Origin of the sequence: Rhodococcus sp. SGAir0479 (assembly GCF_005484805.1) — a bacterium.
Lineage (GTDB): Bacteria > Actinomycetota > Actinomycetes > Mycobacteriales > Mycobacteriaceae > Prescottella.
The window spans coordinates 1,387,921-1,400,292 of sequence record NZ_CP039432.1; the positions used below are offsets into that span (position 1 = coordinate 1,387,921).

Annotated in this window: 11 protein-coding genes; 10 read left to right on the forward strand and 1 reads right to left on the reverse strand. The window is 69.8% G+C overall.

Annotated features, from left to right (window positions below; translation table 11 throughout):
• Positions 1 to 91: 91 nt before the first annotated feature.
• Positions 92 to 730: a B-4DMT family transporter gene (locus E7742_RS06500; protein WP_137798208.1), complete on the reverse strand. Its 639-nt coding sequence runs from the start codon at positions 728 to 730 to the stop codon at positions 92 to 94.
• 123 nt (positions 731 to 853) lie between these two features.
• Here E7742_RS06500 and E7742_RS06505 point away from each other — a divergent pair, with 123 nt between their 5' ends.
• From E7742_RS06505 to pyrF, 10 genes are all read left to right on the forward strand, one after another.
• Positions 854 to 1,972 carry a M24 family metallopeptidase gene (locus tag E7742_RS06505; protein WP_137798209.1) on the forward strand — a complete coding sequence of 373 codons (1,119 nt, stop codon included), beginning with the start codon at positions 854 to 856 and terminating at the stop codon, positions 1,970 to 1,972.
• Positions 1,973 to 1,989: 17 nt separating this feature from the next.
• Complete coding sequence (gene efp, locus E7742_RS06510; protein ID WP_137798210.1) at positions 1,990 to 2,553, forward strand: elongation factor P; 564 nt, start codon at positions 1,990 to 1,992, stop codon at positions 2,551 to 2,553.
• Positions 2,554 to 3,078, forward strand: coding sequence for a transcription antitermination factor NusB (nusB, locus tag E7742_RS06515; protein WP_137798211.1), 525 nt, complete (start codon positions 2,554 to 2,556; stop codon positions 3,076 to 3,078). It begins immediately after the preceding gene.
• A 164-nt stretch (positions 3,079 to 3,242) separates the two neighbouring features.
• Positions 3,243 to 3,872: a bifunctional pyr operon transcriptional regulator/uracil phosphoribosyltransferase PyrR gene (pyrR, locus tag E7742_RS06520; RefSeq protein ID WP_137798212.1), complete on the forward strand. Its 630-nt coding sequence runs from the start codon at positions 3,243 to 3,245 to the stop codon at positions 3,870 to 3,872.
• Positions 3,869 to 4,810 carry an aspartate carbamoyltransferase catalytic subunit gene (locus E7742_RS06525; protein WP_137798213.1) on the forward strand — a complete coding sequence of 314 codons (942 nt, stop codon included), beginning with the start codon at positions 3,869 to 3,871 and terminating at the stop codon, positions 4,808 to 4,810. The genes pyrR and E7742_RS06525 overlap by 4 nt, the downstream gene beginning before the upstream one ends.
• A gap of 41 nt (positions 4,811 to 4,851) precedes the next feature.
• Positions 4,852 to 6,171, forward strand: a complete 1,320-nt coding sequence (locus E7742_RS06530; RefSeq protein ID WP_137801066.1) for a dihydroorotase — start codon at positions 4,852 to 4,854, stop codon at positions 6,169 to 6,171.
• 2 nt (positions 6,172 to 6,173) lie between these two features.
• Positions 6,174 to 6,716, forward strand: coding sequence for a PH-like domain-containing protein (locus tag E7742_RS06535; RefSeq protein ID WP_137798214.1), 543 nt, complete (start codon positions 6,174 to 6,176; stop codon positions 6,714 to 6,716).
• Entirely contained in the window at positions 6,713 to 7,873 is a 1,161-nt protein-coding gene (gene carA, locus E7742_RS06540) for a glutamine-hydrolyzing carbamoyl-phosphate synthase small subunit (RefSeq protein ID WP_137798215.1), read from the forward strand. The genes E7742_RS06535 and carA overlap by 4 nt, the downstream gene beginning before the upstream one ends.
• Positions 7,873 to 11,208: a carbamoyl-phosphate synthase large subunit gene (carB, locus tag E7742_RS06545; RefSeq protein WP_137798216.1), complete on the forward strand. Its 3,336-nt coding sequence runs from the start codon at positions 7,873 to 7,875 to the stop codon at positions 11,206 to 11,208. The genes carA and carB overlap by 1 nt, the downstream gene beginning before the upstream one ends.
• The gene (pyrF, locus tag E7742_RS06550; RefSeq protein WP_137798217.1) at positions 11,205 to 12,038 is read left to right on the forward strand and encodes an orotidine-5'-phosphate decarboxylase; all 834 of its coding nucleotides are present in this window, start codon (positions 11,205 to 11,207) and stop codon (positions 12,036 to 12,038) included. Before carB ends, pyrF begins: the two co-directional genes overlap by 4 nt.
• Positions 12,039 to 12,372: the final 334 nt, after the last annotated feature.

Sequence of the window (12,372 nt, forward strand, 5' to 3'; positions counted from 1 at the left end):
CCGGAGGGCGGGTCGTTCACGAACAACGAAGGGGCCGAGGCGGATCCACCGCCTCGGCCCCTTCGTCGTCTCGTCCGGACGCCGCCGCGGGCTACTGCTCGGCGCGGTGCGCGCCGCCGGACCTGCCCCCGTTCCCGCCCTGCGTCTCGACCGGGCTGAAGACCTCGGTGTCGGTGTTGTCGCCGTCGTAGTCGCCGCCGTCCTCGCGGTGCTCGTACGACCACTCGCTGTCGGCGTAGTTCTCCGCCGCCTCTTCCTCGACCTCACGGTCGGCATCGTCGGCCGGTGCCACCGCACCGGACTTGCGGCCGTCGCGCCCGGCGACGAAGCGGCCGAGACCGACGCCGACGGTCGACGGAATGAAGACCAGCAGCACGGTGAACGCCGCCCCCGACGTCACCTCGAAGAACAGGCCGGCGGAGGTGACCGCGATGTCGAACAGCAGGCCGACGATCCAGGCGGCGAGACCGGCGAGGATGCCGGCGACGAACGCGGCCTTGAGCCACATCATGGTCAGGTCGGCGCCGTCGTCGGGATCCGGATTGGCGCGCCGGTCGCGAATGCCGTCCAGCGCCCCCCACGCGAACGCCAGCAGTATCACCACGGCCAGCGAGAACCAGCGCATGATGCTGCCCTGCTCGGGCCACTGCGTCACCGCAGCCCCCAAGAACGTGCGCACCACGACGTGTACCAATGCCAGACCGAGACCACGTACGACCCACCCATTCATGTGACACAGCGTAACCAGCAGAGTTCCGCGCGTGTGTCCTAACCCACACAAAGCGCTCGAAGAGGCGTCGCACACGGTCGGGCGGAGGTGGGGGACGCGGGGGATCTGCCGTAGTTTCGAGGCATGTCGACAGAATCGGTGACCGCTCCGACCGCCGCGCGCCGTGCGAGGCTGCGCGAGTTGCTCCGCGAACGCGGCCTCGACGCGCTGCTGGTGACGGATCTGCTGAACATCCGCTACCTCACGGGGTTCACCGGATCGAACGCGGCGCTGCTGGTCGCGGCGGCCGACGAGCCGGGCACGGAGGACCGGACGGTCGTCTGCACCGACGGGCGGTACCTCGTCCAGATCGCCGAGCAGGTGCCGGACCTGCGGGCCGAGATCGCGCGTGCCAGTGCCCCCCGGTTGCTCGAGGCCGCGGCGGAGTGGGGATTCGGCAAGCTCGGGTTCGAGAGTCACGTGGTGACCTTCGATCAGCACGCCGCGTGGTCCGACGCCGCGGCGGCGGTCGCGCTGGTCCGGGCACCGCGGCTGGTCGAGCAACTGCGGGAGGTCAAGGACGAGGGCGAGATCGAGCTGCTGCGCCGGGCGTGCGCCGTCGCGGACCGGGCGCTCGCCGACCTCGTCGCCCGCGGCGGGCTGCGCCCGGGGCGGACCGAGCGGGAGGTGGGGCGAGAACTCGAATCGCTGATGTTCGACCACGGCGCGGACGGCATCTCGTTCGAGACGATCGTGGCCGCCGGGCCCAACTCGGCCGTCCCGCACCACCGTCCCACCGACGCGGTGCTGCGGTCGGGCGACTTCGTGAAGTTGGACTTCGGGGCGCAGGTCGGCGGCTACCACTCGGACATGACCCGCACCTACGTCCTCGACCGCGCCGCGGCGTGGCAGCGCGACCTCTACGACCTCGTCGCCCGGGCGCAGGCCGCGGGCCGGGCCGCTCTCGCGCCCGGAACCGACGTCGCGGTGGTGGACGCCGCGGCGCGGACGGTCGTCGACGACGCCGGATACGGGGAGCTGTTCCTGCACGGACTCGGGCACGGCGTCGGTCTCGAGATCCACGAAGCGCCCGGGATCGGCAAGCTCGGCACCGGTACACTGCTACGCGGTGCGGTGGTGACCGTCGAGCCGGGTGTGTATTTCTCCGGACGCGGTGGCGTCAGGATCGAGGACACGCTCGTCGTTCGCGAGCAGGAGCCGGAACTCCTCACTCTCACCAGCAAGGATTTCACGATCGTCTGAAGGAGACGCGAAACCAAGTGGCAGATACCAGTGATTTCAAGAACGGCCTCGTGCTGAAGATCGAGGGTCAGCTGTGGCAGATCCTCGAGTTCCAGCACGTCAAGCCCGGCAAGGGTCCGGCCTTCGTCCGTACGAAGATCAAGAACGTGCTCTCCGGTAAGACCGTCGACAAGACCTGGAACGCGGGCGTCAAGGTCGAGACCGCCACGGTCGACCGCCGCGACATGACCTACCTCTACCACGACGGTAGCGACTACATCTTCATGGACGGCGAGACCTACGACCAGATCCCGGTCGCGGAGGACATCGTCGGCGACGGTGCGCGCTTCCTGCTCGAGAACATGCAGGTCCAGGTCGCCACCCACGAGGACGCCCCGCTGTTCGTCGAACTCCCGGTCACGGTCGAGCTCGAGGTCAAGCACACCGATCCCGGTCTGCAGGGCGACCGCTCGACGGGCGGCACCAAGCCTGCGACGCTCGAGACCGGCGCCGAGATCCAGGTCCCGCTGTTCATCAACACCGGCGACAAGCTCAAGGTCGACTCGCGTGACGGCAACTACCTCGGGCGCGTGAATTCCTGAGTGTCGGGCACGCATAAGAAACTCGGAGCACGTCACAAGGCCCGCAAGCGGGCCGTCGACTTCCTGTTCGAGGCCGAGGCGCGCGACGTCGACCCGGTGGAACTCGCGGAGGAGCGGGCACAGCTCGCGGCCCGCGACGATTCGGTCGCGCCGGTCGCCCCGTACACCGCGACGGTCGTGCAGGGAGTCGCCGAGAACCTGGACCGGCTGGACCAGGTGATCGCGTCCCACCTGCAGGATTGGACGCTGGAACGGTTGCCGGCGGTCGACCGCGCGATCCTGCGCATCGCGGCGTGGGAGTTGTTCCACGCCACCGATGTCCCGCCGGTCGTGGCGGTGGACGAGGCCGTCGAACTGGCCAAGGAGCTCTCCACCGACGACTCGCCCGGATTCGTCAACGGTGTACTCGGTCAGATCGTCCTGGTGGCCCCGCAGGTGCGCGCCGCCGCTGCCGCGACGTCGCAGCGGGCGTCCACCGACAGTGGTGCGAACGACGACGCCGACCCCGAAGACTCCGAGTCCTGACAGTGACTTCCGCTGCCGCCCATCCCGTACCGGGGTGGGCGGCAGCGTGGTCTGATCACCCGGGACCCGCCCGGAATCTGGCGCGAAATCGGCCGCTGGTAGGCTCACCCGCGTCAGACATCCTTTAACGATCCGTCCAGAGAGGCGGAGAAGGAGGTCGCTGAATGCGTATGCCCGAAGGGCCCTCATCAGGTCTTCCCGCGAACGCTCGCGAACTGTTGTCCCCGGCCGACGTCGGCAGGACCGTCGCCCGTATCGCGCACCAGATCATCGAGAAGACCGCGCTCGACTCGGCCGACGCCTCGGACGGCGCTGCCGTCGAAGCGGCGCCGCGCGTCGTGCTGATCGGAATCCCCACCCGCGGCACCACGCTCGCCGCGCGCCTCGCGGACAAGATCGAGGAGTTCACCGGCATCCGTCCGCCGGTCGGCTCGCTCGACATCACGCTCTACCGCGACGACCTGCGGACCAAGCCGCACCGGCCGCTCGAGCGCACGTCCGTCCCCGAGGGCGGCGTCGACAACGCACTCGTGGTCCTCGTCGACGACGTGCTGTTCTCCGGCCGCACCGTCCGCGCCGCCCTCGACGCGCTGCGCGACCTGGGCCGCCCGCGCGCGGTCCAGCTGGCGGTCCTCGTCGACCGCGGCCATCGCGAGCTGCCGCTGCGCGCCGACTACGTAGGCAAGAACGTGCCCACCGCACGCACCGAGGACGTCGCCGTGCTCCTGGCCGAGCACGACGGACGGGACGGTGTGGTGTTGTCGAGCGGGCACGCAGAGGAGAACGAGAAGTGAAGCACCTGCTCTCCATCGCGGATCTGAACCGGGATTCTGCGACCGAGCTGCTCGACGAGGCGGAGCGGTTCGAACAGGCCCTGCTGGGGCGGGAAGTCAAGAAGCTGCCGACGCTGCGCGGGCGCACCGTGATGACCGTGTTCTTCGAGAACTCCACCCGCACGCGGGTGTCGTTCGAGGTCGCCGGCAAGTGGATGAGCGCGGACGTCATCAACGTCAGCGCGTCCAGTTCCTCGGTGTCCAAGGGGGAGTCGCTGCGCGACACCGCGATGACGCTGCGGGCGGCCGGCGCGGACGCGCTGATCGTCCGCCACCCGGCTTCCGGTGCGGCACATCAGATCGCGGCGTGGACCGGGGCGGCCGAGGACGGCGGTCCGGCGATCGTCAATGCCGGTGACGGCACCCACGAGCACCCCACGCAGGCGCTGCTGGACGCGCTCACGTTGCGCCAGCGACTCGGCGGCATCGAGGGCCGCCGCATCGTGATCGTCGGCGACATCCTGCACAGCCGGGTGGCGCGGTCGAACGCGCTGCTGCTGTCGATGCTCGGCGCCGAGGTGGTCCTGGTGGCCCCGCGCACGCTGCTGCCGGCCGGGGTCGAGACGTGGCCGGTGCGGGTGTCGCACTCGCTCGACGCCGAACTGCCGGGCGCCGACGCGGTCCTGATGCTCCGCGTGCAGGCGGAGCGGATGAACGGCGGGTTCTTCCCGTCGCCGCGGGAGTACTCGATCACGTACGGGCTGTCGGAGAAGCGGCTGGGCTTGCTCGACGACCACGCGGTGGTCCTGCATCCGGGGCCGATGCTGCGCGGCATGGAGATCGCGTCCTCGGTCGCGGATTCCCCGAAAACGGCCGTGCTGCAACAGGTCACGAACGGAGTCCACGTCCGGATGGCAGTGCTGTTCCGGCTGCTGGTGGGCACGGAGGAGGTCGCGTGAGCGACCCGAACACGACGAGAGACGAGAAGGTGGCGCCGCAGATGTCCGCGAGCGGGAACGTGCTGATCCGAAACGTTCTGGTGTACGGCGAGGGCGAACCGACCGACCTGCTGCTGGGCGACGGCCAGATCCTCGACATGGGGAGCGGGCTGACCGCCCCCGACGACGTCGAGATCATCGACGGCGCCGGCCAGATCCTGCTGCCCGGGTTCGTGGACATGCACACGCATCTGCGCGAGCCGGGCCGCGAGGACACCGAGACGATCGACAGCGGTTCCGCCGCGGCGGCGCTCGGTGGGTACACGGCGGTGTTCGCGATGGCCAACACCAGCCCGGTCGCCGACACCGTGGTCGTCACCGACCACGTGTGGCGGCGCGGGCAGGAGGTCGGTCTGGTCGACGTGCACCCGGTGGGCGCCGTCACGGTCGGGCTCGCCGGCAAGCAGCTCGCGGAGATGGCGACGATGGCCGCCGGCGTCGGCCGGGTCAAGATGTTCTCCGACGACGGGCACTGCGTCGCCGATCCGCTCATCATGCGTCGCGCGCTCGAGTACTCGGCCACGCTCGGCGTGCTCATCGCGCAGCACGCGGAGGAGCCGCGGCTGACGGTCGGCGCGGTCGCCCACGAGGGACCCACTGCCGCCCGGCTCGGCCTGGCGGGCTGGCCCCGCGCCGCCGAGGAGTCGATCGTCGCGCGTGACGCGCTCCTGGCCCGTGACGCCGGGGCGCGGGTGCACATCTGCCACGCCTCGACGGCCGGGTCGGTCGAACTCGTGAAGTGGGCGCGCGGGCAGGGCATCGCGATCACCGCCGAGGTCACGCCGCATCACCTGCTGCTCGACGACTCGCGGCTCGAGACCTACGACGCCGTCAACAAGGTGAACCCGCCGCTGCGGGAGGCGTCGGACGTCGCGGCGCTGCGCGCGGGGTTGGCCGAGGGCATCATCGACTGCGTGGCCACCGACCACGCACCGCACGCCGAACAGGACAAGTGCTGCGAGTTCTCGCAGGCACGACCCGGAATGCTGGGCCTCGAGACGGCGTTGTCGATCGTGGTGGAAACGATGGTGCGGCCCGGACTGCTCGACTGGCGCGGCGTGGCCCGCGTCATGAGCGAGCGACCCGCCGAGATCGTCGGGCTCGACGACCAGGGCCGGCCGATCGCGGTGGGTGAACCGGCGAATCTCGTGCTCGTCGACCCGGACGCGGAGTGGACGGTGCGCGGGCCCGACCTGGCGAGCGTCGCGGACAACACGCCGTACGAGGCGATGACGCTGCCCGGCAGGGTGACGACGACAGTGTTGCGCGGCCGGGTCACCGCCCGCGACGGCGCGGTGCGACCGCTGGCGGGGGTGCGCTGATCATGGAGCGCATTCTGTGGGTCGTCGGCTGCATCGTGGTGTGGGCGCTACTGGTGTTCCTGATGTACCGCGGGTGGAAGGCACGCGCGGCACGGCAGGCGGACCGGATCGGTGCTCTGCCGACCGTGCCGGCCGACCTCGGTGAGCAGCTGATCGCGCCGAGTACGGGTCTGTACGTGGGCAGCACCATGGCCCCCAGCTGGCAGGACCGCATCGCGGTCGGCGACATCGGCTACCGGGCCACCGGCGAGCTCAGCCGCTGGTCGCGCGGCATCCTGCTCGAACGGAACGGGGCGTCGGCGATCTGGATCCCGAACGAGTCGGTCCGGGCGATCCGGACCGAGCGCGGGCTGGCCGGAAAAGTGATGACGAAGGACGGAGTCCTCGTGATCCGGTGGGAGTTGCCCACCGGGACCGAGATCGACACGGGATTCCGCGGAGACGACAAGACGATGTACCCGGCATGGGTGCGTGAGACAGACAGTGATGACACAGCGAATGCGGCGGGCTCTGGTGAGGTCGAGCAGAACGGAGAAGACGCATGAGCGGCTTTGACAGCAATACGGCGATGCTGGTTCTCGAGGACGGCCGCGTCTTCCGCGGGACCACCTTCGGCGCAGTGGGACAGACCCTCGGTGAGGCCGTCTTCAGCACCGGCATGACCGGTTACCAGGAGACTCTCACCGACCCCAGCTACCACCGCCAGATCGTGGTGTCGACGGCACCGCAGATCGGCAACACCGGCTGGAACAACGAGGACGACGAGTCGGTCGGCCCGACCGGCGACGCGTCGGAGTCGAAGATCTGGGTCGCCGGTTACGTCGTGCGCGACCCGTCGCGCCGCACGTCCAGCTGGCGGGCCACCGGGTCGTTGCAGGACGAGCTCGAGCGGCAGGGGATCGTCGGCATCGCCGGCATCGACACCCGCGCCCTCGTCCGGCACCTGCGTACCCGCGGCTCGATGCGCGCCGGTGTGTTTTCGGGCGACGCGCTCGCGGACGTGGATGTCCTGCTCGACCGGGTCAAGACGCAGCCGTCGATGCTCGGCGCCGACCTGGCCGGCGAGGTGTCCACGCCGAACGGCTACGTCGTCGAGCCCGCCGGCGGCGAGGCTCGCTTCACCATCGCGGCCATCGACCTGGGCATCAAGACCAACACGCCGCGGATGTTCGCCGAGCGCGGCATGCGGGTGCACGTGCTGCCGTCCACCGCGACGCTGCACGACATCCTCGACATCAAGGCCGACGGGGTCTTCCTGTCCAACGGTCCGGGCGACCCGGCCACCGCCGACGGTGCCGTGCACCTGACCAAGGAGGTCATCGGCCAGGGGCTGCCGCTGTTCGGCATCTGCTTCGGCAACCAGATCCTGGGCCGGGCACTGGGGCTGAACACCTACAAGATGAAGTTCGGGCACCGCGGCATCAACATCCCGGTCGTCGAGCACGAGACCGGACGCATCGCGATCACCGCGCAGAACCACGGGTTCGCGCTCGAGGGCGAGGCCGGTCAGGAGTTCGACACCCCGTTCGGTCGCGCCGTGGTCAGCCACACGTGCGCCAACGACGGTGCCGTCGAGGGGGTGCGGCTGCTCGACGACTCGGCGTTCTCGGTGCAGTACCACCCCGAGGCCGCGGCCGGCCCGCACGACGCCGCCTACCTGTTCGATCGTTTCGCCACCATGCTCGAGGGAGTCAAGAAGTAATGCCACGTCGTACAGATCTCGAGCACATCCTGGTGATCGGCTCCGGGCCGATCGTCATCGGACAGGCCTGCGAGTTCGACTACTCGGGCACGCAGGCGTGCCGCGTCCTCCGCGAGGAGGGACTGCGCGTGAGCCTGGTCAACTCGAACCCGGCCACGATCATGACCGACCCCGAATTCGCCGACTCCACGTACGTCGAGCCGATCACGGCCGAGTTCGTCGAGAAGGTCATCGCCCGTGAGGCCGCCAACGGCAACAAGATCGACGCCGTGCTGGCGACACTCGGTGGGCAGACCGCGCTCAACACCGCGGTGGCGCTGCACGAGCAGGGCCTTCTCGAGAAGTACGACGTCGAGCTGATCGGCGCCGACTTCGACGCGATCCAGCGCGGCGAGGACCGCCAGAAGTTCAAGGACATCGTCGAGAAGTGCGGCGGCGAGTCCGCGCGCTCGCGGGTCTGCTACACGATGGAGGAGGTCAAGGACACCGTCGCCGAGCTCGGCTACCCGGTGGTCGTGCGCCCGTCCTTCACGATGGGCGGCCTGGGCTCGGGTATGGCCTACGACGAGGTCGACCTCGAGCGCATCGCCGGCGGCGGCCTGGCCGCGTCGCCCACCGCGAACGTCCTCATCGAGGAGTCCATCCTCGGGTGGAAGGAGTACGAGCTCGAGCTCATGCGCGACGGCAGCGACAACGTCGTGATCGTCTGCTCGATCGAGAACGTCGACCCGGTCGGTGTGCACACCGGCGACTCGGTCACCGTGGCACCGGCGATGACGCTCACCGACCGTGAGTACCAGAAGATGCGCGACCTCTCGATCGCCATCATCCGTGAGGTCGGCGTCGACACCGGCGGCTGCAACATCCAGTTCGCGATGGACCCGAAGGACGGCCGCCTGGTCGTCATCGAGATGAACCCGCGCGTGTCGCGCTCGTCGGCGCTGGCGTCGAAGGCGACCGGCTACCCGATCGCGAAGATGGCCGCCAAGCTGGCCATCGGCTACACGCTCGACGAGATCGTCAACGACATCACCAAGGAGACTCCGGCCTGCTTCGAGCCGACGCTCGACTACGTGGTGGTCAAGGCTCCGCGGTTCGCGTTCGAGAAGTTCCCGGGCGCCGACGGCACGCTCACCACGACCATGAAGTCGGTCGGCGAGGCGATGTCCATCGGCCGCAACTTCACCGAGGCGTTCGGCAAGGTCCTGCGCTCGCTCGAGACCAAGCGGGCCGGCTACTGGACCGGGCCCGAGGTGGAGGGCACGCTCGACGAGCTGCTCGAGGCGATCAAGGTTCCGACCGACGGCCGCATGTACCAGATCGCGCAGGCCTTCGAGCTGGGCGCGACGCTCGAGCAGTTGTTCGACGCCACCGCGATCGATCCGTGGTTCCTCGACCAGATGCAGCAGATCGTGGAGCTGGGGGACAAGGTCCGCTCCGCGGAGACCTTCGGCGCGACCGAGCTGCGATTCGCCAAGCACCACGGCTTCTCGGACCGCCAGATCGCGGCGCTGCGCCCGCAGCAGTTCGCCGACGACGACGCGGTCCGCGCGCTGCGCGCCGAGCTGAACGTGCACCCGGTCTACAAGACCGTCGACACGTGCGCGGCCGAGTTCGAGGCCAAGACGCCGTACCACTACTCGACCTACGAACTCGACCCCGACGCCGAGACCGAGGTCGCGCCGCAGACCGAGCGCCCCAAGGTGCTGATCCTCGGCTCGGGCCCCAACCGCATCGGTCAGGGCATCGAGTTCGACTACTCGTGCGTGCACGCCGCGCAGACGCTGTCCGAGGCCGGGTACGAGACCGTCATGGTCAACTGCAACCCGGAGACCGTGTCCACCGACTACGACACCGCCGATCGCCTGTACTTCGAGCCGCTGACGTTCGAGGACGTGCTCGAGGTGTACCGGGCGGAGTGCGAGTCCGGCACCGTGGCGGGCGTCATCGTCCAGCTCGGCGGTCAGACGCCGCTGGGGCTGGCCAAGCGCCTGCAGGCGGCCGGTGTGCCGATCGTCGGCACCAGCCCGGAGGCCATCGACCTGGCCGAGGACCGCGGCGAGTTCGGTCGCGTGCTCACCGAGGCCGGTCTGCCCGCGCCCAAGTTCGGGACGGCCACCACGTTCGAGGGGGCGCGTGACATCGCGTCCGGCATCGGGTACCCGGTGCTCGTGCGCCCGTCGTACGTGCTCGGTGGCCGCGGCATGGAGATCGTGTACGACGAGAAGTCGCTCGAGAACTACATCTCCCGCGCCACCGAGATCTCCGACGACCGGCCGGTGCTGGTCGACCGTTTCCTCGAGGACGCGGTGGAGATCGACGTGGACGCGCTGTGCGACGGCACCGAGGTGTACCTCGGTGGCGTGATGGAGCACATCGAGGAGGCCGGCATCCACTCCGGCGACTCGGCGTGCGCGTTGCCGCCGATCACGCTGGGCCGCGCGGACCTCGAGAACGTCCGCCGGTCGACCGAGGCGCTCGCCAAGGGCATCGGCGTCAAGGGTCTGCTCAACGTGCAGTACGCGCTCAAGGACGACGTCCTGTACGTGCTCGAGGCCAACCCGCGCGCGTCGCGGACCGTGCCGTTCGTCTCGAAGGCCACCGCGGTCCAGCTCGCGAAGGCGTGCGCCCGGGTCATGCTGGGCGAGTCGATCGCCGAGCTGCGGAGCCAGGGCATCCTGCCGGCCACCGGTGACGGCGGTACGACGGCGATGGACGCCCCCGTCGCGGTCAAGGAGGCGGTGCTGCCGTTCAACCGGTTCCGCCGCGCCGACGGCACCAACATCGACACGCTGCTGAGCCCGGAGATGAAGTCCACCGGCGAGGTCATGGGCATCGACGCGGACTTCGGTACCGCGTTCGCCAAGAGCCAGACCGCTGCCTACGGCTCCCTGCCGACCAGCGGCTCGGTGTTCGTCTCGGTGGCCAACAAGGACAAGCGGTCGCTGATCTTCCCGGTCAAGCGGCTGGCCGACCTCGGCTTCCGGATCCTGGCCACCGAGGGCACCGCGGACGTCCTGCGCCGCAACGGCATCACGTGCGAGGAGGTTCACAAGCAGTCCGGCGAGAACCTCCCCGAGGGTGCCCGCACGATCGTCGACCAGATCAAGGACGGCGAGGTCGACATGGTGATCAACACCCCGTACGGCAACTCCGGCCCGCGCGTCGACGGCTACGAGATCCGCAGCGCCGCCGTGTCGAAGAGCGTGCCGTGCATCACCACCGTGCAGGGCGCCTCGGCGGCCGTGCAGGGCATCGAGTCCGCCATCCGCGGCGACATCGGGGTCCAGTCCCTGCAGGAGCTGCACTCGCGGCTGCGGGACCAGCAGCGGTGACGTCCACCGAGACGTTCGGGGCGCGGCTCCACGCGGCACTGGGCCGATACGGCCCGCTGTGCGTGGGCGTGGATCCGCACCCCGAGCTGCTGCAGGCGTGGGGGCTGCCCGAGTCCGTCGACGGCCTCGAGCGGTTCGCCGAAATCTGTGTGGAGGCGTTCGTCGGTCGCGTCGCCCTGGTCAAGCCGCAGGTCGCGTTCTTCGAGGCGTACGGGTCCGGCGGGTTCGCCGTCCTCGAACGTACCGTCGAGGTGCTCCGGGACGCCGGCACGCTGGTGCTCGCGGACGCCAAGCGCGGCGACATCGGGTCCACGATGAGCGCGTACGCCCGGGCCTGGCTGCAGGCGGGCTCGCCGCTCGAGTCCGACGCGGTGACGGTTTCCCCGTATCTGGGGTTCGGCTCCCTCGACCCCGTACTGGAGGTGGCCGAGCGCAATCACGGCGGGGTGTTCGTGCTCGCCGCGACCTCCAACCCGGAGGGGGCCCAGGTGCAGTCTGCGACGGCCGGGGACCGTCGTATCAGCCAGGTGATGGTCGACGAGGCGGCCGCGCGCAACGCGGGAGCCGCCGTGCTGGGCTCCGTGGGTGTGGTGGTCGGTGCGACGCTCACCGACGCGCCGGATCTGGGCGCGCTGCACGGCCCCATCCTCATGCCGGGTGTCGGGCACCAGGGCGGTACCGCGGACGACGTGCGCCGACTGGCGGGGGACTGTCTGCGCTCGGTGGTGCCCAGCGTGTCGCGAGAGGTCCTGCGTGCAGGACCGTCCGTCGCGGCGCTCCAGGACGCGGTGGCGCGCTCGGCGGAGGCCTTCGGGTTCTTGCAGGACTGACCGCGTCCGCGGACGTGTGCACGTAGTGCCGGCGAGGCCGGGTTCGGGGTGTCCCGAGCCCGGCTTTCGTCGTCCGCGGCCCGCTGACCGGGAGCCGACACGCGCTGGAGCGCGGAAAGTTTCGCGGATTTTCGCGGCCCCGCGGGCCGTGGCGGCGCAATTGTGTGCCACGCCACGCCGAAATCCCGGGGACATTCCGCTTCCACCCCTCGCAAACCCGCGCTGAACTGCGGTTATAGTCCTGCAGCGGGGGCCGGGTGGTGTGGGGAGAGGACTTTCCGCGGGCATCCGCACCCGTGTTCGAACGCACCATCGAACGAGCACATAACCCACC

Coding starts and splice junctions, on each gene's coding strand:
- E7742_RS06500 (WP_137798208.1), bottom strand. CDS start 730: ATGAATGGGTGGGTCGTACGTGGTCTCGGTCTGGCATTGGTACACGTC.
- E7742_RS06505 (WP_137798209.1), top strand. CDS start 854: ATGTCGACAGAATCGGTGACCGCTCCGACCGCCGCGCGCCGTGCGAGG.
- pyrR (WP_137798212.1), top strand. CDS start 3,243: ATGCGTATGCCCGAAGGGCCCTCATCAGGTCTTCCCGCGAACGCTCGC.
- E7742_RS06530 (WP_137801066.1), top strand. CDS start 4,852: ATGTCCGCGAGCGGGAACGTGCTGATCCGAAACGTTCTGGTGTACGGC.
- E7742_RS06535 (WP_137798214.1), top strand. CDS start 6,174: ATGGAGCGCATTCTGTGGGTCGTCGGCTGCATCGTGGTGTGGGCGCTA.
- carA (WP_137798215.1), top strand. CDS start 6,713: ATGAGCGGCTTTGACAGCAATACGGCGATGCTGGTTCTCGAGGACGGC.
- carB (WP_137798216.1), top strand. CDS start 7,873: ATGCCACGTCGTACAGATCTCGAGCACATCCTGGTGATCGGCTCCGGG.